The sequence below is a fragment of the Brumimicrobium glaciale genome (assembly GCF_004152935.1).
Lineage (GTDB): Bacteria > Bacteroidota > Bacteroidia > Flavobacteriales_D > Crocinitomicaceae > Brumimicrobium > Brumimicrobium glaciale.
Genome location: NZ_SETE01000002.1, coordinates 719550 through 743722 on the forward strand (window position 1 = coordinate 719550; position 24173 = coordinate 743722).

23 protein-coding genes are annotated in these 24173 nt (G+C 34.8%); 8 read left to right on the forward strand and 15 right to left on the reverse strand.

The genetic code is table 11. From position 1 onward, the window contains the following. Nucleotides 1-21: 21 nt before the first annotated feature. The 11 genes from ERX46_RS06725 to ERX46_RS06775 form a co-directional block, all read right to left on the reverse strand. Nucleotides 22-546: a gamma carbonic anhydrase family protein gene (locus ERX46_RS06725; protein ID WP_130093071.1), complete on the reverse strand. Its 525-nt coding sequence runs from the start codon at nt 544-546 to the stop codon at nt 22-24. Beyond that, nucleotides 546-1370 (reverse strand): glutamate racemase, encoded by an 825-nt coding sequence (murI, locus tag ERX46_RS06730; protein ID WP_130093072.1) that lies wholly within the window; start codon nt 1368-1370, stop codon nt 546-548. The genes ERX46_RS06725 and murI overlap by 1 nt, the downstream gene beginning before the upstream one ends. A 208-nt stretch (nt 1371-1578) precedes the next feature. Further along, nucleotides 1579-2109, reverse strand: a complete 531-nt coding sequence (locus ERX46_RS06735; RefSeq protein WP_130093073.1) for an OmpH family outer membrane protein — start codon at nt 2107-2109, stop codon at nt 1579-1581. Nucleotides 2110-2142: 33 nt separating this feature from the next. Next, complete coding sequence (locus ERX46_RS06740; protein ID WP_130093074.1) at nt 2143-2661, reverse strand: OmpH family outer membrane protein; 519 nt, start codon at nt 2659-2661, stop codon at nt 2143-2145. Nucleotides 2662-2734: 73 nt separating this feature from the next. Continuing rightward, nucleotides 2735-5242, reverse strand: coding sequence for an outer membrane protein assembly factor BamA (gene bamA, locus ERX46_RS06745; RefSeq protein WP_130093075.1), 2508 nt, complete (start codon nt 5240-5242; stop codon nt 2735-2737). 1 nt (nt 5243) lies between these two features. Then, nucleotides 5244-5987 (reverse strand): isoprenyl transferase, encoded by a 744-nt coding sequence (locus ERX46_RS06750; RefSeq protein WP_130093076.1) that lies wholly within the window; start codon nt 5985-5987, stop codon nt 5244-5246. A 412-nt stretch (nt 5988-6399) separates the two neighbouring features. Continuing rightward, on the reverse strand, nt 6400-6690 hold the full coding sequence (locus ERX46_RS06755; RefSeq protein WP_130093077.1) for a F0F1 ATP synthase subunit epsilon: 291 nt from the start codon (nt 6688-6690) through the stop codon (nt 6400-6402). A 12-nt stretch (nt 6691-6702) separates the two neighbouring features. Further along, a complete protein-coding gene (atpD, locus tag ERX46_RS06760; protein ID WP_130093078.1) occupies nt 6703-8205 on the reverse strand; it encodes a F0F1 ATP synthase subunit beta in 1503 nt (500 codons plus the stop codon). Nucleotides 8206-8405: 200 nt separating this feature from the next. Beyond that, nucleotides 8406-8756, reverse strand: coding sequence for a heavy-metal-associated domain-containing protein (locus ERX46_RS06765; protein WP_130093079.1), 351 nt, complete (start codon nt 8754-8756; stop codon nt 8406-8408). 79 nt (nt 8757-8835) lie between these two features. Beyond that, entirely contained in the window at nt 8836-11076 is a 2241-nt protein-coding gene (locus ERX46_RS06770; protein ID WP_130093080.1) for a TonB-dependent receptor, read from the reverse strand. A gap of 84 nt (nt 11077-11160) precedes the next feature. Continuing rightward, nucleotides 11161-11598, reverse strand: coding sequence for an HYC_CC_PP family protein (locus ERX46_RS06775; protein ID WP_207214129.1), 438 nt, complete (start codon nt 11596-11598; stop codon nt 11161-11163). 746 nt (nt 11599-12344) lie between these two features. On the opposite strand from ERX46_RS06775, the gene ERX46_RS06780 reads away from it, so the two are divergent. Further along, nucleotides 12345-12944, forward strand: coding sequence for a NifU family protein (locus ERX46_RS06780; RefSeq protein WP_130093082.1), 600 nt, complete (start codon nt 12345-12347; stop codon nt 12942-12944). A gap of 184 nt (nt 12945-13128) precedes the next feature. Here the strand turns inward: ERX46_RS06780 and ERX46_RS06785 are convergent, their stop codons facing one another. Both ERX46_RS06785 and tgt read right to left on the reverse strand, forming a co-directional pair. Beyond that, on the reverse strand, nt 13129-14217 hold the full coding sequence (locus ERX46_RS06785; RefSeq protein ID WP_130093083.1) for an LptF/LptG family permease: 1089 nt from the start codon (nt 14215-14217) through the stop codon (nt 13129-13131). A 6-nt stretch (nt 14218-14223) separates the two neighbouring features. Next, nucleotides 14224-15354, reverse strand: coding sequence for a tRNA guanosine(34) transglycosylase Tgt (gene tgt, locus ERX46_RS06790; protein WP_130093084.1), 1131 nt, complete (start codon nt 15352-15354; stop codon nt 14224-14226). A gap of 76 nt (nt 15355-15430) precedes the next feature. Between tgt and ERX46_RS06795 the strand changes: the two genes are divergently transcribed. From ERX46_RS06795 to rsmG, 3 genes are all read left to right on the forward strand, one after another. Beyond that, nucleotides 15431-16567, forward strand: coding sequence for a glycosyltransferase (locus tag ERX46_RS06795; RefSeq protein ID WP_130093085.1), 1137 nt, complete (start codon nt 15431-15433; stop codon nt 16565-16567). Further along, entirely contained in the window at nt 16558-17163 is a 606-nt protein-coding gene (locus ERX46_RS06800; RefSeq protein WP_130093086.1) for an RNA polymerase sigma factor, read from the forward strand. The genes ERX46_RS06795 and ERX46_RS06800 overlap by 10 nt, the downstream gene beginning before the upstream one ends. 510 nt (nt 17164-17673) lie before the next feature. Next, entirely contained in the window at nt 17674-18297 is a 624-nt protein-coding gene (rsmG, locus tag ERX46_RS06805; protein WP_130093087.1) for a 16S rRNA (guanine(527)-N(7))-methyltransferase RsmG, read from the forward strand. Nucleotides 18298-18449: 152 nt separating this feature from the next. Here rsmG and ERX46_RS06810 read toward each other — a convergent pair whose 3' ends face one another. After that, the gene (locus ERX46_RS06810) at nt 18450-18899 is read right to left on the reverse strand and encodes a hypothetical protein (protein ID WP_130093088.1); all 450 of its coding nucleotides are present in this window, start codon (nt 18897-18899) and stop codon (nt 18450-18452) included. Between the two features lie 111 nt (nt 18900-19010). On the opposite strand from ERX46_RS06810, the gene lpcA reads away from it, so the two are divergent. After that, nucleotides 19011-19574, forward strand: a complete 564-nt coding sequence (gene lpcA / locus ERX46_RS06815) for a D-sedoheptulose 7-phosphate isomerase (protein ID WP_130093089.1) — start codon at nt 19011-19013, stop codon at nt 19572-19574. A gap of 53 nt (nt 19575-19627) precedes the next feature. Here the strand turns inward: lpcA and ERX46_RS06820 are convergent, their stop codons facing one another. Further along, nucleotides 19628-19888 (reverse strand): hypothetical protein, encoded by a 261-nt coding sequence (locus tag ERX46_RS06820; protein WP_130093090.1) that lies wholly within the window; start codon nt 19886-19888, stop codon nt 19628-19630. Between the two features lie 269 nt (nt 19889-20157). Here ERX46_RS06820 and ERX46_RS06825 point away from each other — a divergent pair, with 269 nt between their 5' ends. From ERX46_RS06825 to ERX46_RS06835, 3 genes are all read left to right on the forward strand, one after another. After that, nucleotides 20158-21696 carry a YifB family Mg chelatase-like AAA ATPase gene (locus ERX46_RS06825; protein WP_130093091.1) on the forward strand — a complete coding sequence of 513 codons (1539 nt, stop codon included), beginning with the start codon at nt 20158-20160 and terminating at the stop codon, nt 21694-21696. Between the two features lie 216 nt (nt 21697-21912). Then, entirely contained in the window at nt 21913-22827 is a 915-nt protein-coding gene (locus ERX46_RS06830; protein WP_130093092.1) for a hypothetical protein, read from the forward strand. A 173-nt stretch (nt 22828-23000) separates the two neighbouring features. Beyond that, nucleotides 23001-23909: a hypothetical protein gene (locus ERX46_RS06835; RefSeq protein WP_130093093.1), complete on the forward strand. Its 909-nt coding sequence runs from the start codon at nt 23001-23003 to the stop codon at nt 23907-23909. Nucleotides 23910-24173 lie beyond the last annotated feature (264 nt).

A 24173-nucleotide genomic window follows, 5' to 3' on the forward strand; every position in this document is an offset into this window, starting at 1 on the left:
GTAGTTCGTAAATATACAAGTCTATATTTCGTCATCAGAAAACCAACTCGCATACATACCGTAATTTTTGGCAATGCGTTTTACTTCTCCTTCAAAAGTTTCGGCAGATAAAGTTTTGATTTTCTTAGCAGGTACACCTGCATAAATAGAATTGGATTCTAAAACAGAATTTGCTAAGACAACAGAACCCGCAGCAATAAGTACATTGTCCTGAACTATTGCATTGTCCATAACAATTGCTCCCATTCCTATAAGCACATTGTGTCCAACTTTGCAACCATGAACAATTGCATTGTGTCCTATAGATACATTGTTTCCTATTATCGTTTTTGATTTTTCATAAGTGCAATGAATTACAGCTCCATCTTGGATATTGCAATGATCACCGAATTCAATGGTATTGACATCTCCACGAATAACGGCAGAGAACCAAACGGAACAACCTTTCCCCATTTTCACATCACCAACAATTGTGGCATTTTCCGCCAACCAACAATCTTCTGCAAATTGAGGCGTAAAACCTCGACATTCTTTTATTAAAGCCATTATTTAATTTTAATATGTTCTACATTCACATCTATTCCTAATATAGTAGAAGCCAAAACTTCGAAAACTTTAGGGTCTTCTGTGGTTAAATACCTTGAATTGTTATTTTTTGAAATTTCTTTATCTAGCCATTCATGACGTAATAAATAAGATTTTAAAGAAGTGGCTACAATTTCTCCTTGACTCATTACCAATACTCCTTCTGGAACATTTTTTTCGATAAAACACTGTAATATTGGATAATGTGTGCAACCCAAAAGAATTACATCGGCTTTTGGAAATGATTTTAAAATCTTTTTAAGATCATTTTTAATAAATGCTTCTCCTTCTTTAGTATTGTATTGTGCATTTTCAATAAGTGGAACCCAAAGTGGGCAAGCATATTGATTAACTTTAGTTAGAGGACTTAAATTCTTAAATTCATCGACATAGGTATTTGAAGCTATAGTTCCTTCAGTTCCTAGCACAACAATATTTTTATTTTTACTAAAATCACCAACTACCTCGGCACTTGGCCTGATTACTCCAAGCACTCTCCTACCCGGAAAGTCAGATAAATTTTCTTGTTGAATTCTACGTAGTGCTTTTGCTGAAGCTGTGTTACAAGCTAGAACCACGAGAAAACACCCTTGATCGAATAGCGTTTTTACTGCTTCCCATGTATATTGGTAAACAACATCTGCAGTTCTGGTTCCATAAGGAGCTCTGGCATTGTCGCCTAAATAAAGGTAATCGTATTCTGGTAATAATTTTTGCACTTCTTTTAGCACGGTTAATCCTCCGTAGCCTGAATCAAAAAAACCAATTGGATTCGATTTATTCATATTCAAAAGTACAAAAAAAGCCGTTATGAAGTCATAACGGCCTTTTGATAAATATTAAAAGATTTAGACATTGAATGTTAGGTATTAGGCCGTTTGCCTTTTTACTAACACTAAGTCGAATATCTTAAGGAGTTTAAATACTAAAAAGAAGAATTAATACCGATGGTTTATCGGGAACATCTTCTTAACTATATCTATAACCAACAAATTATTTTCCTTCAGTAGTTTTTGCAGAAGCTTCTTTTTCAATTCTAAGTACTTCTTTAATCACTGCCATTGTTAAATCTCTACCACCACTATACAATAATGAAGACTCATCGATTACGTAATCAACTTTTTCTGTTTTAGACACTTTCGCAACAGCATCTTGCACTGTTTTAAGAATAGGTGCATTCAATTCTTGACTTAAGATTTGAATTTGCTCATCTAATTCCTGTTGACGTGTTTGAAATTCTTGAGATTTTTTCATTAAACGTTCTTCTTCAAACTTATAAGCTGTTGGGCTCATTGTTGGTTTTTCTTGTTGAAGTTTAGTATAATCACCTTGTAATTTTTGTTGCGTTTCTTGCAATTCTTTTACAGCTCTTCTTTCAAAATTTTCCAACTCTGTCATCGCAGCTTTACGTGATGGCATTGTATCTAATACTTTTTGCGTGTTCACGTGTGCGATTGAAGATTGACTGTAAGCAGCACCTAAAGTTGTAACTGCCATTAATAATATTAACATTAATTTTTTCATGATTCTATTTGTAGTTTATATTCTTATTTAAAATTATCGTGCATTAATTCCCATTTCTCGCAACACCATTTTACTGATATCAAATTTCGGATCAGCAAAGATAAGATTTGATTGGTTTGCTTTATCAAAAACGAAGGAGAAATTTCTATTGCTTGCTACTTTTCCTAGTGCTTCAAAAACTTTATCTTGAATTGGTTCAATTAATTCTTTTCGTTTAGCAAATAAATCTCCGCTCACTCCAAATCTTAATTGTTGCATTTCTAAAGCTTCTGATTCCATTGTTTCAATTTCCTCTTGTCTTTTTGCTCTTTCCTCAACTGGTAGAATTGCCTCTACTCTCAAAAACTCTTCTTTTCTTTTTTTAATTTGCTTATAGCGCTCATCGATTTCATTTTGCCATTTTGTAGCATAACCATCTAGCGCATCTTTTGCTTCACTATATTCAGGCATACTTTCTAGAATGAAGTCTGAATCGATATAAGCATATTTCTGACCGTACGAAGCAAATGACGTACCAAAAACAAGGGCTATAATTATAAGTAAATTTCTCATTGTAGTTTTGATTTTATGAATTCGTTATATATGATTCATTATTAATGAAGTATAACCATCTTTTACAAAATTATTATAAATCTCCTAGATTAGCTCCGATAATAAATTGGAATGCTCCAATTGGTTTACCTCCCATACGGGTGAGGTCATTTCCAATACCAGAACCTTTACTGTGCGGATCAAGAGTATCGAATCCCCAACCATAATCGAAACCTAACATTCCAAACATTGGAAGAAATATTCTTACTCCACCCCCTAAGCTTCTTTTCACATTAAATGGATTAAAAGTATCAAATCCTGTATAGGTATTTCCTGCTTCAGCAAATGCTAAGACGAAGAAGGTAGCAGAAGGATTTAATGAAATTGGGTACCTTAACTCAAGTGTAAAACGTGAAATTAAAGGGTCACCTGTTCTTGATGAAATTTCAGAATCTTCATAACCACGAAGAGAAATAATTTCACGTCCGTCCATTCTTCCAACTCCAGTCAATGCATTTCCACCTAAATAGAATCTTTCAAATGGTGATAAACCTTTTGCTTTTGAATATCCTCCTAAGAAACCAAATCCAATTTTAGGCATCAAAATCAATTTCTTATCTGGTGTAAGAGGTAAATACCATTCACCAGTAAATTTCAATTTGTAGTACTCAGTAAATTTAATTCTTTCTTGTGTAGAAATTGTACTGTAATCAGAAATCCCATCAAATTGTGAATAAGGCAAAGTTGCTTTTGCAGTAAAAGACAAACGTGATCCACTTCTTGGATAAATTGGTGCATCAACTGAATTTCTTGCTAAAATATATTTTAAAGCAATATCATTTGAATATCCGTCTTTAAAGGCAAACTCTGCATAATTAGTTACATCATAATAGCTGTATGAAAGTTCATAATAAGCACTAAAATAATCATCTGGAATTTTCTTTCTTCTTTGAAGCCCTACTCCTAGTCCTGTAATAGAAACGTTTGTATAATTTTCACTTGTCTTATCAGTTCCATATCCATATTTTGAATGGTTCATCCAAACAGAAAAAGCATTTGGTTTTTTACCTCCCAACCATGGTTCAGTAAAAGCTAAGTTATAAGATTGATATTGTGAACCATTTGTTTGTGCACGAATAGAAAGCGTCTGACCATCTCCTGTTGGAAGTGGTTGCCATGCTTCTTTATTGAACATATTCTGAATAGAGAAATTGTTGAATGTCAACCCTAAAGTTCCGATAACTCTTCCTGCTCCGTAACCACCAGATAATTCAATTTGATCTGAAGATTTTTCAGTTACAACATATTCAATATCTACTGTTCCGTCAGCTGGATTTGGCAAAGGATTAATTTCAAAAGCTTGTTCATCAAAATATCCTAATTGTGCCAATTCTCGCTGTGTTCGAATAATGTCATTTCTATTGAATAAATCTCCGGGTTTAGTTCTAATCTCACGGCGAATTACATAATCATTGGTTTTAAAGTTTCCTTTGATAATGATGTCTTTCACTCTCGCTTCTTTTCCTTCGATTAATCTAATTTCATAATCGATATGGTGGTTTTCGACATTTACCTCAACTGGAGTTGCTTGAAAGAACAAATGTCCTTTGTCCATATATAAAGAAGTAATATCTCTACCATCCATACTTTGGAAAAGTCGTGTATCTAATAAAGTCTTATTATAAAGGTCACCATATTTAATTCCTAAAATGGTATCTAAATACCCAGAAGTATATTTTGCGTTCCCCACCCAAGTAATACTTCCAAAGTAATATTCTTCACCTTCTTCAATATTAATATCAATAATTAGGTTTTTATTATCTCTTCTGTAAACAGTATCACTCACAATTTCTGCATCTCTGAGTCCAACTTCTTTAAACTCTTGAAGCATTAATTGTTTATCTCTACTGAAAGCTGATTCTGTAAATTTAGATCTTTTGAAAAAACGCCAAAATGCTTTTTGTTTGGTGTCTTTCATTTTACGACGCAATTTTCCTTCTTTAATTGATTCAGCTCCATAAATATTAATTTCAGCGATACGAACAGCTTCACCTCTATCAATTTGAATAATAAATATTTCAGAATTATTCATTAATGAGTCGTTTACGCGTTGTATGTCTACCTGAACATTATAGAATCCTTTTTCTCTGTAGTAACCGACAACTTTTGCTCTTGTATTAAAAATAAGGTTTTCGGTAATATTCTTTCCTGAAAAAAGATTAATTTCTTCTCTAATATTGTCGGCATCTTTTTTCTTTGCTCCTTCAAATTTAAAACGAGAAAGTTTTGGTCTAGGCTGAAGATTTATTGAAATGTAAGCGATTTCACCTACAGTTTTCTCTAATTTAATTTTAACATCTGAGAAAAGACCTTCATCCCAAAGGTTTCTAATTGCTTTTGTTATTTCTTCACCAGGAATAACAATTTTAGAACCTTGTTTGAGTCCAGCTATTAATTTTATGGCTTGGTGATCGAAGTTATCTGCACCATTTATAGAAATTGGTCCAATTTCATAAGTTTGCGGAGTTTCATAATCAATAGTTTGTCCAAATGTAAAGGTGGACAATAGGATTGATAAAAATACGATCGTAAATTGTCTCATATTATTTTTTCAATTGTTCTGATACTTGACCGAAACGTCTTTCTCTATTTTGATAATCTAAAACAGCCCTAAAGAGATCTTCTCTTTTGAAATCTGGCCATAAGGTATCGGTAAAATATAATTCAGAGTAAGCGATTTGCCAAAGCATAAAATTACTTATTCTACATTCTCCTGAAGTTCTAATCAACAATTCAGGATCTGGAATATCATTGATACACATTTCATTTGAAAAAGCTTTTTCATCAATGTCTTCCGACTTCAATGTTCCTGCTTCAACTTTCTGTGCTAATCTTTTTGCTGCATCGACAATTTCCCATCGTGCGCTATAGTTTAAGGCTAAAATAAGATCGAGTGAATTGTTTTTTTCTGTCGCAACCATTGCGCTGTTCAATTCATTTCTACAAGCATCAGGCAGTCTTGACTTATCACCAATACTTCTGAGTCTTATATTGTTCTCATCTAGCTCTGAAACTTCATTTGAAATAGTTTCCACCATCAAATTCATCAGTCCATCTACTTCTTCCTGAGGGCGGTTCCAATTTTCCGTAGAAAAAGCGTATAATGTAAGGTGGCGAACACCAAGGTCAACACAAGCTTTTAAAACTTCTCTTACAGCTTCTACTCCAATAGAATGCCCAAATAAACGCACTTCACCTTGTTGTTCAGCCCAGCGACCATTCCCATCCATAATGACGGCAATATGCTCTGGACATTTCTCAAGATTTATTTTAGTTAATAGACTCATTATATTTTACAAGACGACGAATTTACAATAACAAAAACGATTTTTACACAAAAATCAAAAGAACCTTAACGTAGTTTAACACCTCGTATTGTTTTAAATCTTCAATTTTTTAAAACCTAGATCAGCGTTACACGTTTTCAACTGAACCACTAGGGACTAAAAATGCCATAGGTTCATTTGAGAATAAAATTCTATATCTAGCGAAATATTTAGATATTAGACTTTTTGTCTTTCTTCTAACATCAAAATCTAATGTTGGATATAAAGGTTTTTAGAAGCTAAAGCTAGATACACTAAAGTGCGCAGTTTTAACTAATTCTGAGACCAATAAAAGCAAGCATTCCCTTAACAAGTTATAACAAGAAAAGGGAATTGCTTTATACAACTCCCTTTTTCAATATTTATTTTAAGCTTAATCTGCAAGTACGATAATTTTATCATTTTGCATCTCCATTACTCCGCCATTAATTGTCATTCTAATAACACGAGAGTTAGATGAATCTGGTTCAAAAGAACCTGAAAACTCATCAAAATCTGTTTCATGATTTGCTATGTCAACTTTAATTTTACCTTCAGTAAGTGAAGATATAATTGGCGCGTGTCCTTTTAAAACTTGGAATGCTCCGTCGATTCCTGGGAAACGAACAGCATCAACCTCGCCTTCGAACATTTTTTTCTCTGGAGTAATAACTTCTAACCACATAGATCTATCGTTTTAAACTTCAGCAAGCATTTTCTCACCTGCTTCAATTACATCATTAATATCTCCTTTCAAGTTGAAAGCTGCCTCTGGATACTTATCAAGATCACCATCAAGAATCATATTGAATCCTTTGATTGTATCTTGAATATCTACCAATACTCCTTTCAAACCTGTAAATTGCTCAGCAACATGGAATGGTTGAGACAAGAAACGTTGCGTACGACGTGCTCTGTGTACAACTAATTTATCTTCCTCAGAAAGTTCATCCATTCCTAGAATCGCAATAATATCTTGAAGTTCTTTATAACGTTGCAAAGTAGATTGAACTCTACGTGCACAGTTATAGTGCTCATTTCCTAAAATAGCAGCAGAAAGAATACGAGAAGTAGAATCTAACGGGTCAACCGCTGGATAAATACCTTGTTCTGCAATCTTTCTTGACAATACTGTTGTAGCATCCAAGTGAGCAAATGTATTTGCTGGAGCCGGGTCAGTTAAATCATCCGCAGGTACGTATACCGCTTGAACTGAAGTAATCGAACCGTTCTTAGTTGAAGTAATACGCTCTTGCATCGCACCCATCTCGGTTGCCAACGTTGGTTGGTAACCTACTGCTGATGGCATACGTCCAAGAAGTGCAGACACTTCAGAACCAGCTTGTGTAAATCTAAATATATTATCGACGAAGAAAAGAATATCTCTTCCAGCTCCTTCACCCTCTCCATCTCTGAAGTATTCAGCTAAAGTAAGTCCAGACAATGCTACACGAGCACGTGCTCCTGGAGGCTCATTCATTTGACCATAAACGAAAGCAGCTTTTGACTCCTTCATTACGTTCATGTCTACTTTTGAAAGATCCCATTTTCCTTCTTCCATTGATTTCATGAAATCATCACCGTAGCAAATAATTCCTGACTCCAACATCTCACGAAGTAAATCGTTTCCTTCACGCGTACGCTCACCAACACCTGCAAATACAGATAATCCTTCGTAAGCTTTTGCGATATTGTTAATCAACTCTTGGATCAAAACAGTTTTACCTACTCCAGCACCACCGAAAAGACCAATTTTCCCACCTTTAGAGTAAGGTTCAATTAAGTCAATTACTTTAATACCTGTAAATAAAACTTCTGAAGAAGTTGAAAGATCTTCAAATCGTGGCGCTTCTCTGTGAATTGACATCCCAACCGTACGGTCAGTTTCTGGCAATCCATCGATAGCATCTCCTACAACGTTAAATAAACGTCCTTTTACTTGATCTCCGATTGGCATTTGGATTGAGTCTCCAGTAGAGAACACCTCAATTCCGCGACTAAATCCGTCAGTTGTATCCATAGATACAGTTCTTACAGCATTTTCTCCTACATGAGACTGCACTTCTAAAACGACTCTAGTACCATCTGCTCTCGGCACATACAATGCGTCGTAAATATTTGGTAGCTCGACACCTTTTTCGAAGCTTACGTCAACTACAGGGCCTATCACCTGTAAAACTTGTCCTTTGATTCCCGACATTATTCTGTCTTTTAAGTTATTCAATTCGGGCGCAAAGATAGTTTATTTATTTCGTACCCGACGAATATTAAACTATTTTTTTCCACAATTGAAATATGATTGTTAATTACTTTTTATTTCCTTAAACGAAGAATGAATTCCCCGACTTATTTAAACCATCTGTCAACTGACGTATTTAATGCATTTATTTTAAAAACTCATTAGTCATGACCACCTGGCTGGCAACACCCTGGCAATGCAGACTGTGCTGACTGAACCGCTTGTACATCATCAGCATTATACCCTATTGCTGCAATTGTATTTCTAATTGTTTCTAATGATGTTTTATTGGTATTGTATTTTACTTCTACAATTTTTGTATCCAAATCCATATTTGAATAAATGATTCCTGTCTCGAAATTTAAAACACCTTCTATTCTTTCCTTACAATCTCCACACTGCGCATTGGTTTGAATAAATGCTGTTGGTTTTGATGTCTCACCACTCTTTGACGTTGCGCAACTTGTTAATAAACTTATTACTGCGACGATTATCATTATTGTATTTTTCATATTTTTTTTATTTTAAACCATGGGATAAATCCTGTGGTTGGATTATAAACTGAGTTACATCACCCCTCCGGGGTTTTTATTATTTTCCTATGTCGAATCTAAAACCTGCGTAGACGTTTACACCGAAAATTGAAGAGTAGACTCTTGTGGCGTCGAATCTTTCACTGAACGGGTTTTCTGTGTCTATAATTGGATTGTCTAATCTGTAGTCCAATAAATTTTCTCCACCTAAATAGATTTCAAACTTTTTGAATTTATGCGTTATTTGCCCGGACAACATTGGAACAACTTCACTCGTATTGTCTGTTGTTAAGGTCCCATCTGGACGCATAACTTCAGGCAAACGTTGTGCTCCAAAGACAGAAAGCGTTAAATCATATAACCACCTGTGATTTCTTGATTCATAAGCGAAATTCACAAATCCACGGTGTGTCGGTACCATTAAAACAGAACTCAATACTCCGTTTGTTGTAGCACGAACATCTAAGAATTTATAAGCTGCTTTAATTTCGAAATGCTTTAAAGGTTCGAATTTAATATCTGTTTGGAAAACATTTGAAAAAGATTCCCCATCTAGATTCCCCATTCTGATATAATCACTTGATTCATCTCTATCCACTACTAATTGATTTTCAAATAAAGTATGGTAAATATCTGCTGTCCAAGTTGCTTTTCTATTGAACAGTTTGAAATCCCACAACCAGCTAGCACCAAAATTCCATGAAACTTCCGGAGCGATATCATTATCAACATACCATGGAAGGTTTGTTGCCATCAAAGATAAATTATCTGTTACATAATTCGAAACGCGGAAACCTCTTCCTGCTGTTAATCGGATATCCATATGTTCTGTTAAATCAAATTTATAATTTGCACGCGGCGTAAACTGCCAATCGTAAAGATTATGATAATCTGCTCTTGCTCCTAAAACGACAATTGATCTTGAACCTGTGAAAGTATACTCAGTAAAAACGCCTGGAACTATTTCTGTTCTGTTGAAATTTCTGATTGTTGTATCATTTGGAAGATTATCCTCCATAGTTTGAACTAAATCATCATAGACAAAGCTCAATCCTGATTTCAATTTGTGATTTGTATTTCCAAGAATCGTTTCATGCATTGCATTAACATATCCTCTTTTTTCGGTTGCATCCAAAGATCTGTTTCCAAAAACAGTATTTAATTCATTGTATTTCATATAATAAACTACACCAATTGAACTAAACAAATCTTCTTTAAACAAGAAACCTGTTTTACCAAAAACTTCTACGTTAGTGTTTCTAATTCCGACACCATAAAGTCCTTGACTTGATTGATTTTCATATCGGTTATACCCAACTTGCCCACCTTGTTGGTCTGAGTAACTCACTTTAGCACCAATTTGACCTCTAAAAAGTTCAGTTGCATATTTCCAACGGTTCATTAAGATGAGATTATCTCCAAGAGGCATATCCCTAAAACCGTCTTTATTTCTATCATTTTCAACCTTAACAGAAGCACCGTGAACAAACCAAGCAGAACTCCATTTATCATTCACTTGTTTTCCACCGTGGAGATTCAGCTCTGCACGACCTTGAATACTTCCATATGCATTTACAAAAAGACGTTCTATATTGTCTGGTTTATGGTATTCTAGATTGATTAATCCCGCCATAGACTCATAACCATTGGTTACTGTTCCCGCACCTTTTGTAATTTGAATTGACGAAATCCATGTTCCAGGCACAGATGCTAATCCAAAAGCTTGGTCTAGATTATGCATAAAAGGAATGTTTTCGAATTGAAGTTGTGTATATCTTCCATTTAATCCCATCATTTGAATCCTTTTAGATCCTGAAACACCATCTGCTAGACTCACATCAACTGTGGCATTTGTTTCAAAAGATTCTGAGAGATTACAGCAGGCAGCTTTTCTTAATTCACCTTGCGTTAGATTTTCGACATTACGAGGATCTAGTCGAAGAACACTTGAATTATCTCTTTTTGCTCTAATAATAACTTCTTCCGTTACAAATTCTGGAAAAAGTGTTATTCTGAGATTAACTGATTCGTTACTATTAATTATCGCAGTATCAGAATAATAACCAGACGCACGAATAATCAAAGTATCTACTGTATTGGCTCCTGCTTTAATAGAAAACTTTCCTTTTTCATCGGAAATATCTCCTTCTTTGGCATTTTTCAAAAATACTTCTGCACCAAATAAAGGTTCGGTATTTTTACCATCTATGTAACTGCTTATTGTTCCTTGGATACTTACTTTTTGTCCGTAAGCAAATCCACTCAATAGAATTACTAATAAAATTAAACTGTTTTTCATTTCTAATATAATTTGACCTATTTATTATTGAATATTTCATGTTGACGCTTTATTAAAAGGTCAAAACATGGAGAACAATAAATTCTAGATCAAATACATTTGGATAAGGGAGAGTCTTTCTAGGGTGGATAAGACAGGTGGTGCTTTATTTAAAGTTGAAACCTCTTTGAATTCAGGAATTGAAAAAAGAACTGAATTTGAAAAAGAATATGTGAAATTATTTACGAATTCAAATTTCACATCATTGGTTGCAAGATCTGTATCAATTTGATACATGCGCACATCACTTGTGCAACAATCTTCTTCAACTTTCAAACCCGACTCACCTGATGTTGCGCAACAATCATGAGCTGTAACAGCTTCTTCCGTTTCTTCTGGTTCGCAACCATGAGCAACGTCAACATAAACGCCATAGAACATTCCACCATGACTACAATAATGCTTGTAGACTGTTACTCCAGTAGTGCTCACGAAAAAAAGCGCTACGAGAAATAAAAGAAAAATGTTCGTTTTTTGTTTCACGATACGAAAATAAACATTTAAGTATTCATAATAAAACAAATAACTAGGAAATAACAAATGAGACTTATATGGATGATTGGATTAATGATGAAGGATGAATTCGGGGAGGATGGGAAAGTTGATGAATGCTGGTTTTGATTGTTTGGAGTTGAATGTAGGGTGTTTTAATTTCTACTGTGTAGGAATTGAGGGGTTTTTACCGCAAAGGTCACAGAGGTTTTCGCGGAGATCGCAAAGTTTAATTTAGCTGTGGGGGAATGAGGAAGCAAAGAAAAAAGAAGTGGGATATTGAAATAATGATGAATTCGGGGAGGATGAGAAAGTTGATGAATGCTGGTTTTGATTGTTTGGAGTTGAATGTAGGGTATTTTAATTTCTACGGTGTGGAAATTGAGGGGTTTTTACCGCAAAGATTACAAAGGTTTTCGCGGAGATCGCAAAGTTTAATTCACCTGTGGTGGATAAGGAAGCAAAGAAGAAGCAAAGAAATAAAGAAATAAAGAAAGAAAGATAATTGGTTAGCTTTCTTTGGCTATAAAATCAAAGTATCTACGTAATTAATGTAGATTTTTCATTTTCTTGTTTGAGTCGAGGGAGAGCGCTTTATAAATGTTGAAAATTGTAAAATTAAGCTTACTCTTTTAAAGAATCTTAAATTATCAATTAAACAGAAAATAGAATCTTTCCATGAAATAAACATTAATCACTTATTCCTTGTTAACTTTGTAATTACAAAAACAAAGAATATGTCCAAGATACCGGTTACTATATATGCTGAAATGACACCGAATCCAAATACAATGAAATTCGTTGCCAACAATTACTTAATTGATCCTTCAGCAACAGCAGAATTCAAGACACAACAAGAAACGAAAGGTTTTTCTCCATTGGCAGATGAGCTATTCTCTTTTCCTTTTGTTAAAGGTGTTTATTTCGCTAATAATTTCGTTTCGATCACCAAAGACGATACGCTAGCGTGGGATTACGTTCTCACAGAATTACGTGATTACATTCGTAATTATATCGCTGATGGAAAAATCGTTGTGACTAAAATCCCTGAAGAAAGACCAGCTCCAGAAGCAGAGGACAAAACAATAGATACAACAAATTATTCACCATCTCAATTCGATGATGCGATTAAAGATTTATTGGATCAATATGTTAGACCAGCTGTAGAGGGCGATGGTGGAGCAATTGAATTCAGAAACTTTAAAGAAGGTGTAGTTACTGTTGTGCTTAAAGGTGCTTGTTCTGGTTGTCCTTCGTCAACAAATACTTTGAAAGGTGGGATTGAACAGATATTGAAACAACACATTCCTGAGGTTACAGAGGTAATTGCAGAGTAATGGTTAGTTTTAATGTTTAATGGCTAATTATTAATGGTTAACGGGCTTGACGGGTTAATAATTACGAATCAAAACCAAGACCATAAGTCATAGACTCGGGGATCTTGGATAAAAAAATGCGCAGTAGTTTTACTACAGCGCATTTTTTTTATTCGTAATTCGTAATTCCCTTATTCGTAATTAACTACTTTGGTGCTAATCTATAAAGGATCAAGCCCAACACAGCGAATATTATGTTAGGAATCCATACCGCAACAATACTTGGGAAGCCAACATTTTCTGCTGCTACGGAGGTTACTTTCATTGCGAAAATGTAAATAAATGCTAAGAGTAAGCCTACAGCTATGTTCACCCCTATTCCTCCTCTAGATTTCCTTGAGGAAACAGATAATCCGATTAGTGTGAGTACGTAGGTGGCAAAAGGAAAGGAAGTTCTTTGGTAGAATTCTATTTCATAATAAGCTATATCTGACGAACCTTTTTCTCTTTCTAACTTAATAAAATTCTTCAATTCAGTGTAGCCCATAGTTTGAACAACAGTGCTTCGTTGTGCCATTTCGCTTAGTTTGAATGGCAGAATGGTATCCAAATAATCCCCACTATTTTCTGGATAAATCAATTTATCATTTGGATTTCCAATGTATCTGATATGATAATCATGTAAGCGCCAAACATCTGTACTATCGGGATTAAAAACTTGATTTGCCTTCAAGATAGAAACCAACTCATCTTTCTCATTTCGGTTTTCCATGACAAAACCTAATGCACGACTTTTATCAGATCTATATGAATCAAAATAGACTACTTTCTTTCCTGGAAATTCAGCAAAATAATCTAAAACCGTCCTTACATTTCTGTAATAATCTTCTTCAAATTGCAGGCGAACTTTATTTGATTCTGGTAAAACAATATGATTCAGTCCCAATGAAATCAGCATTAAGATTGTTGCTCCAATCATATAAGGTCTCAAAATTCTACGAAACGGTCTACCGCTATTCAACATTGGAATAATCTCGCTGTTTTGGGCCATTTTAGCTGTAAACCAAATTACAGCCACGAATACAATTAAAGGAGAAAACAGGTTTCCAAAGTAGATTATAAAATTGAAATAGTAATCAAATAAGATTGCACTCAGCGGAGCATCTTTTTCTATGAATTCCCCTACACGCTCGGCTATATCAAAAACCATTGCCAAAATCATGATCACTCCCAACATAAAGAAGAAAGTAACCAAGTATTTTTTAATGATATATCGATCGAGTATTTTGAGCATAAGTACTTAAAGTCTTTGTCCTAATTTTACTACCATCTTATTTTTCCATTCTGTGAATGTTCCATCGATGATTCTTGTTCTTGCTTCTTTCATCAACGCCAAATAAAACGCTAAATTATGAATTGACGCAATTTGTAATCCTAAACTTTCTTTTGTTCTTACAAGATGTCTTAAATAAGCTTTCGTATAAAAAGTATCAACAGAAGAAGTTCCGTTTGGATCTATTGGAGAAAAATCTTTTTCCCACTTCTTATTTTTAATATTTATAATTCCTTCACTCGTAAACAACATTCCGTGTCGGGCGTTACGTGTAGGCATTACACAATCAAACATATCTATTCCGAGTGCAATACACTCTAATAAATTAATTGGTGTGCCAACTCCCATCAAATAGCGTGGTTTTTCTTTTGGCAGAATTGCTGTTACAACCTCTGTCATAGCATACAATTCCTCAGCAGGCTCTCCAACAGAAAGTCCACCAATTGCATTTCCTAAAGAATCTGTATCCGCGATATACTTCGCCGATTCTTGTCTTAAATCCGTATAAACACTTCCTTGAACAATTGGAAATAAAGCTTGTTCATAACCATATTTTGGTTCTGTGTTATTCATCTGTGTAAAACATCTATCCAACCAACGGTGCGTCATTTTCATTGAACGTTTCGCATATTGGTAATCGCATGGATAAGGTGTACATTCATCAAAAGCCATTATGATATCAGCCCCAATTGAACGCTGAATATCGATTGCTCGTTCTGGCGTAAAAAAGTGATAAGAACCATCTACATGTGATTGGAACTTCACTCCTTCTTCAGTAATTTTACGAGAACCAGACATTGAATACACTTGATAACCTCCACTATCCGTCAAAATTGGACGATTATAGTTCATGAATTTGTGCAATCCACCCGCTGCTTCTAAAACTTCTGTTCCAGGGCGAAGAAATAAATGATATGTATTTCCCAAAATGATTTGGGCTTTTATTTCGTTTTCGATTTCGTGTTGGTGAATTCCTTTTACAGAACCTACTGTTCCCACAGGCATAAAGATCGGAGTTTCAATCTCGCCATGGTCTGTAACCAACTTCCCAGCTCTTGCCTGAGAGTTTTTATCTTGATGTAATAATTCGAAGTGCATAAAAATGTTGAAAAATAAAAGCACAAAGATAACGGTATTTAAACAAGTGTGCCATATTTGCATAAAACTATAAAAAATGGATTCTATTCCTGATTTTTCTGATCTTCTACAAAGCATTGTATCTATTGTACTATGGGCAATGGCTTTTATTCAGCTTTTTTGGATATTTTTCTTTTACAGCAGGATCGCTTTTCACCGAGAAAAAGCTGCCAATATAGAGAAACTACCTCCCGTGAGCATTGTAATTTCTGCAAGAAATGAAGAGGACAATCTTTTTGAACTACTTCCATTTATTCTAGAGCAAGAATATGATAAATTTGAAGTAATTGTCGTGAATCATCAATCTATTGATAACACAGCTTACATTCTAAAAGCATTTGAAAATAAATATTCACACTTAAGAGTTATCCATCTTGAGCGCAATCATCACCTCGCAATGGGGAAAAAACTTCCATTAACGTTAGGTATTAAAGGGGCGAAGTATGATCATTTATTGCTCACAGATGCGGATTGTAAACCATCCACTAAACTTTGGCTAAAATCCATGGCAGGTCAATTTACAGAAAAAAAAGAAATCGTTTTAGGATATGGCCCTCATAATTCAGCGCCAGGATTACTCAATCGATTTATTCGTTTGGACACTTCAATGATTGCTTTGAATTACTTGTCTTATGCAAAAGCAGGCATTCCTTACATGGGAGTTGGTCGAAATTTAGCCTATTCAAAAGAGCTTTTCTTAAAAAATAGTGGCTTTAAATCTCATTACTCAATTTCATCAGGAGATGATGATTTATTTATTCAAGAAGTTGCTAGAAAGAGAAACTACAGTATTTCATTGTCTCCACTTAGTTTTTGCTATTCAGATGGGAAAGATACGTGGTCAAAATTATTTATCCAAAAATCTAGACACTACGGCACATCTAGTCGCTACTCACTTTTCAAGAAACTATTGTTAGGAATATATCCGTTAACACTGATTTTACTAGCGATAACTTTAGTTACTTTGATAGCTATTGGTGGTATGACATGGATTTCATTGGGAGTTGTTGCCCTAGTGTTCATTTCTAAGTGGATTATTTTCGGTTTGGCTATGAAAAAACTAGAACAACCTTCATTTGTTTGGACGATTCTGTTGTGGGACATAATTTATGTGCTTTTTACTCCAATATTATATTATACCTCTGAAAAAACAACAGGGACAAAATGGAAGTAGGAAACAACTTATCAGAAAAAGGTCAGAAGGATTTAATTATTGTAAATCGCGCAAAAATAGGTGATCAAGCTGCTTTTGCGGAATTGATGACCCGTTATCGTGAGCCTGTTTATTTCATGCTTTTAAAGATGATTAAAAACACTGATGATGCAGAAGATCTTACCATTGAAGCATTCGGAAAAGCCTTCAATCGCATTGAACAATATGTTCCAAATTATGCATTTAGTACTTGGTTATTCAAAATAGCTTCCAACAACTGCATTGATCATATTCGTAAGAAAAGAATCTCTTTAACTTCAATTGATCACATGTACACCAATGAAAATGGTGAATCTGTAGGCATGCAAGTTGATGGCGGATTCTTAGATCCAGAGGAAACCTTTATAAAACAACAGAAAGTAAAGGCGATGCGCGATATTGTGGATCGTTTAAAACCACGCTACAAAGAACTTATCATAAAAAGGTATTTTGAAGAATTGTCTTATGATGAAATTGCTGAGGAATTAGACTTGCCGTTGGGGACTGTGAAGGCTCAATTGTTTAGGGCCAGGGAGTTTTTGGCGAATGTTATGAAAAAGACGCGTGACACTATATGATTTCTGTTTATAAAGTCCACTATTTGCGTTACACAAAGTTTATAAAGCAGTTGTTGACAAGAGTCAACGCCTTGGATTTATAAATTATGCGTGCCTTGATAGAGAACTTTCTAATTCAGAAATTTAGCTGAAAGATTTAAGAATTCAAAGATTCAAATATTGGAGGATTCAAGGATTCAAGAAATCAAAGATTCATGTTTCGGGAAAATATTAATCGAAGTTGCAAATCGTCCGCACCACTGCAATTAGGATTCAATATGATTTAAAGATTCAAATATTGGAGGATTCAAGGATTGAAGAAATCAAAAATTCGTGTTTTGGGAAAATATTAATCGAAGTTGCAATGTAGGGACGATTTGCAAATCGTCCGCACCAATGCAATTAGAATTCAATATGATTCAAGAATTGAAAAAACATCTTTTAAAAGTTTATTTTCTAAACGCAGTAGATTACGGATATTTAATTGATGTTTGAATTAACAAGAATGCTGGATTATACTATTTTTGCATTATGGAAATGATTAAAAAATACTTCCCGAAATTAACAGAAGATCAAATCTCTAAATTTGAGCGATTAGGTCCACTTTATGAGGAATGGAATCAGCAAATCAATGTGATTAGCAGAAAAGACATGGATCAATTTTATGAGCGACATGTTTTACATTCTTTAGCGATTGCGAAGGCTATCCGTTTTAATCCAGGAACCAAAATTCTTGATGTTGGTACAGGAGGTGGATTCCCAGGGATTCCTTTGGCTATAATGTTTCCTGAATGTAAATTCCATTTGGTAGATTCAATTGGAAAGAAAATTAAGGTTGTAGAGGCAGTTGTAGAAGCTTTGGAATTAAAAAATGTTCACTTTAGTCATAAGAGAGCTGAAGAAGTTAAGGACAAGTATGATTTTATCGTGAGTAGAGCGGTTACTAAAATGCCTGTTTTCATTTCATGGGTGAGAAAGAAAATAAATAAAAAGCACAACAACGCTCTTCCAAATGGAATTCTTTATCTTAAAGGAGGTGATCTGACTGAGGAAATGAGCACAGTTCAGACTTTTCATGAGTATTTCGATATTCCTGAATATTTTGAAGAGGAGTTTTTTGAGACGAAGAAGGTTGTTTATGTTCAAGTTTATTAGGGTGGTTATGTAAGGGGTGATTTGCAAATCACCCTTACAAAATCTTCTATACAAAATCTCCCGAACACATTCACCTGTGCACATTCATACTAACCCATAAAAAAAGACCGTCCATTACAGACAGTCTTCAAGTATTTTAACCAAGATTCAATTTATATATCATCTGGCACAGACATCTTCTGTAATTTCTTTCTTTTTGGTTTCAACTTATCAATAAATACAACTCTTAGTTTCTCACGGTCTGCATTAATAATCATTTCAGAGATTCCATTAGTTACTGAAGCTGGTTCGCCATTTAAGTTGTGAAACTTTTTATCATAAAGTTCTTCACTATTATCATCATAGTAATAAAAAATAGCACTCACATATCCATTTTCAACACGCACTTTTCCACGAACACAGAATACTTCCTTCCCTTCGAAAAAAGAAATCATTACGTTTCTATAAATGTTATCTGATATTGTGTAAGCACCACGTTCCTTAAACGCTTCATCATATTTTTCAAAACAATTCAACTCTTTTTGTTCCTCTTCTTGTGCAAAAGTGTTTCCAACACTAAAAAGTAAAAAAGCTGATATCGCAAGTAATAAAGTTTTTTTCATTCTGTAAAGTTTAGCAAAGTTTTAACTCGGGTTTTCAAATATAATAAAATGCTTCAATTCAGATGATGTTTATATTTTATTTTTTCTAATTTTGAACTTAAAGCAGGAACCATGAAACAAATAGCAGACCAATTCAATGAAGCACTAGAAACTTTAAAGAAATTCAACACTGAAGAGAACTATAGTGCCATTGCATCTGCAGGTAACATATTAGTTCAAAGTTTTAAAAATGAAGGTAAAGCGATCAGTTGTGGCAATGGTGGCTCTATGTGTGATGCGATGCATTTTGCTGAAGAATTAACAGGGCGCTATCGAAACAATCGCCCATCAATCGGTGCCGTTTCTATTTCCGACCCATCTCATATAACCTGTGTTGCAAACGATTACGGTTATGAATATATTTTCTCTCGTTTTGTAGAAGGTGTAGGAAAAAAAGGAGATGTCTTATTGGCTATTTCCACCAGTGGAAACTCCGAAAACATCCTTAAAGCAATTGAAGTAGCTAAAGAAAAAGGAATAAAAGTTATAGGATTAACCGGAAAAGACGGCGGCAAAATGGCGGGGTTGTGTGATGTGGAAATTCGTGCACCACATGCGAACTATGCAGATCGCGCTCAGGAAATTCACATTAAAGTGATCCATAGCTTGATTGATTACATCGAAAGGAATTTGTAGGGCGATATAAAATCACCCATGCAAAAATCCCTCTAAAAATAAATATTTGTTCTTTATTTTGTTGCTGCCCATTTTCTAACTTCAGTTCGAAACCATTCGTCAGCGGCATCAGTCCACTTGTAATTATCTCTTACATAAGAAACTGTGTCTTTTTCGATGTCTGTGTAAGCATCACCGTCAATTACAGCTTTAAATAATTGTGCAGCATCATCTTTTGAGAGTCTACCATCTCCTGCACCAGATGTTAACTTTTCAGCTAGTTCTAATAACTCACCATCATACTTTTTTCCGTCAATTGTTTTGTAATAACCCATTTTATTTATTTAAGTTTCTTAAAATTAATAAAAAGTTTTGACTTTTAAAAGACAAATGGGCGAAGAGTTAGTGTAGGGGCGATTTACTAATCGCCCTTACACTAATCGCCCTTACACTAATTACAATTATCTTTTTACAGATTTGATCTTTTTTTTCAATTGTAACATCTGATGTCAATTATTTCACTATCTTAATTTAGAGTTATGAGGCATTTTACAGAATAAAGGCATCATAATTTTTAGAATAGTTACTTAAAACCTAAATCAATATGTTAGTCAAATCATTTGGCAGCGCCGTTTTCGGCATTGAAGCCACCACAATCACCATCGAAGTAAATATCGATAAAGGAATCAGTTTTATATTGGTCGGACTGCCAGATAGCGCAGTGAAAGAGAGTCAGCAAAGAATAAAAGCAGCACTTTCTAATAACGGCTACAAATATCCCATGAAAGAAATTACAGTGAATATGGCTCCGGCCGATATTCGTAAGGAAGGGTCTACTTTTGATCTGCCGATTGGCATTGGAATTATGGCAGCAAGCGAACAAGTTAAAACGGATTCTTTAGGAGATTATATTTTACTGGGAGAATTGTCTCTCGATGGAAGTCTACAACCCATGAAAGGAGTTTTACCCATCGCTTTAAAAGCAAAAGAAGAGGGTTTTAAAGGAATAATTTTGCCTTTAGAAAATGTTAGGGAAGCCGCCATTGTAGATGGATTAAATGTTTACGGAGCTTCAACTATTAATGAAGTCATTACTTTCTTGAATGATGGAACAGGAATGGAGCCGACTAAAATTGATATTCGTCAAGAATTCTATAATAAATTGGATGAATTCGCTGTTGATTTCAGAGATGTTAAGGGTCAACAGAACATTAAAAGATCATTTGAGATAGCTGCTTCAGGCGGACATAATGTGGTTTTAATTGGCCCTCCAGGAGCTGGAAAATCAATGTTAGCGAAACGTTTACCAACTATTTTACCTCCAATGAGTATCAATGAATCTTTGGAGACAACTAAAATTCATTCAGTAGCTGGAAAAGTTAAGGCTGGAGCTGGATTAATTACAGAACGACCATTTAGAAAACCTCATCATACGATTTCCGATGTCGCTTTAGTTGGAGGAGGAAGTTATCCTCAACCCGGAGAGATTTCTTTGGCGCACAACGGTGTTTTATTCTTGGATGAACTTCCTGAATATAAACGTTCAGTTTTAGAAGTCATGCGTCAACCGATTGAAGATAGATATGTAACGATTTCAAGGGCTAAATTCACGGTAGAGTATCCCGCAGGATTTATGTTGGTTGCAGCAATGAATCCTTGTCCGTGTGGTTATTATAATCACCCCGATAAAGATTGTGTTTGCGCCCCAGGAATTGTCCAAAACTATTTGAATAAAATTAGTGGACCACTACTCGACCGAATTGATTTACACGTTGAAGTTACTCCTGTCAGCTTTGATGAATTGGCTTATCATCAACCTGAAGAAGGAAGTAAAGACATTCGAGAACGTGTGGTAAAAGCGAGATCAATTCAAGAGGAAAGATTTGCAGAATCAGAAGAAACGCATTGTAATGCACAAATGTCTAGCAAGGAATTGCGGAAGTATTGCAATATTGATGAAGCATGCAACGCAATTTTAAAACAAGCGATGGACAGACTTGGACTTTCCGCAAGAGCCTATGATAGAATTTTGAAAGTATCAAGAACAATTGCCGATTTAGAACAAGCGGAGGGAATAACAACGGCGCACATTTCTGAGGCTATACAGTTTAGGAGTTTGGATAGGGAGGATTGGGCGAAATAATTGACAATGGACAATTGATAATTGACAATTGGTAGACTCAAGTTTAATTCATGAAACCAGAAAGTTCTGATGATTTATCAAACCTAATAATTGAAGTGTAAATCATGAATTTCTAAAGGGAAATACAAAATTATCAATTGTTAATTTTCAATTATCAATTCAAAATGAACGTTTTTCAAAGTTAGTTGTACATGGTGAAAACTAAAACAATTAATTATGAAAAAGCTTATTTTATTATCCGGAATATTTGTGACGTTGTTTATTGGTGGAGTCCATTCACAATACAATGCAGCTGCAAAACAAAATGTTATAAACGAAGAGGTGCAGGTTGAAAGATATGACGAGGACACCAAGGAATACAAAATTGTTACAGAAACAAGAGAGGTTGAATCTGATACTTATGGAAATGCTGAGGGAAATCAATATGATTTAGCTGTGGATGGTGCTTTTGAAGGTCAAACGATTGCTGTTTTGCATTTGTACACTGGAGAAGGATTTGATTTTTCTTTGCCTACCGCTTCATTAAAAGAAAAAGGATTTTCTGTTTACCGTTGGATTAATAACCCACCTTCACCTGAAGCATTAGATTCTGCATTGGCTAAATCTTGTCAATTGTGGATTATTTCCTCGAGTACTCAAAAACTTAATTTGAAACATGCTGAAGTGATTAAAAAGTATTTCGACAGTGGGAAAGGAGTTTACATTTGGGGAGATAATCAGCCTTATTATGCCGATGCAAATTTCATTGCTAATCATCTTATTGGAAATAAAATGCTAGGAAATGTAATGGGTGACCAAACAGTTGGGCTATTGCAAGACGGAAGCAAGTCTGGAATTATGCCAAATCATTTAATCACAACAGGATTACAAAATATTTACGAAGGAATTACAATTGCTACAATTGATCAACATCCAGATTTGACTCCAATAATTTATGGTTCTGACGGAAACTTGGTAACAGCGGCTTATGAAAAAGATGGGAAACGTCTTTTGGTAGATGGAGGATTTACTCGTTTATTCTTGAAATGGGATACAGCAGGAACAGGAAGATATGTTAAAAACGCTGCGGCTTGGTTGGTAAATTATGAGCGATTTGGTGATGCTGTTTTGGCGGAAAAAGAAGGTGAATAATTATGAATTAAGAGTTAAAAACTCGGGCTACGTGAAAACTAGAAACCGACTATAGCGATTAAGGACCACGAATTAAAAACTCGCAGAAGCCTAATAGCCATAGTAGCGAACTAGAGTTAACAAAGCCAAGAAAAAATAGATCAGGCTCGACAGAAAATTAAACAACTAGAATTATGAAAAAGTTAATATTATCAGGATTATTTACTTTACTATTTATTGGAGGAGTTCAATCTCAATACAATAAAAGTGCGGGTCAAAACATTGTAAACGAAGATGTAAGCAGATCAGTTTATGATGCGCAAACACAAACCCATAAAATTGTAACAGAAACAAGGGAGGTTAGTGCTGACAGCTATGGAAACGCTGCAGGAAATCAATATGATTTGGCTGTTGATGGCGCTTTTGAAGGCCAAACTATTGCAGTATTGCATTTTTACACAGGTGGAGGATTTGATTTTTCTTTGCCAACTGCTTCGTTAAAGGAAAAAGGATTCTCTGTTTACCGTTGGATTAACAACCCTCCTTCACCTGAAGCATTAGATTCTGCATTGTCCAAATCTTGTCAATTGTGGATTATTTCTTCCAGCTCACAAAGGCTGAATTTGGAACACGCCAAAGTAATTAAAAAGTTTTTTGATAGCGGAAAAGGAGTTTATCTCTGGGGCGACAATCAACCTTATTATGCTGATGCAAATTTCATTGCAGACCAATTGATAAACGCTAAAATGGATGGCGATATACCAGGGGACAAAACTGTAGGAATTCTTCAAAACGGAAGTAAATCGGGGATAATGCCGAATCATTTAATTACAACTGGACTTCAAAACATTTATGAAGGTGGTACAATTGCAACAATTGCAGATCATAAAGATTTGACACCAATTGTTTACGGATCGGCAGGTAATCTTGTTACTGCAACTTATGAAAAAGACGGAAAAAGATTAATTATTGACGGGGGATTTACACGCCTGTATTATAAATGGGACTCAGCAGGAACAGATAGATATGTTAAGAATGCAGCTGCTTGGTTGGTAAATTATGAACGATTTGGAGAAGATGTACTTGCTAAAGAAGATCTTTAATGCTAAACGTAAAAAAATGAAGCGCAGCAGTGCACAATCAATTACGAATTTGGGGAATTGCGAATTGTTGGATGGCTTATACAAGTTAGTCAATTGGGAATCTGATAGATTAGGATGGTTAAAGGAGGAGTATTGAATTAGGGCAATGATGAATTGATGTATGGATATTTATAAAGTGATCTAAAAATAAGAAAGTGTTAGGTGAGTTGGGTGAGTCGAGTGGAAAGTGATTATAGAAGCAGAAAATAGCTTAAACTATTAATA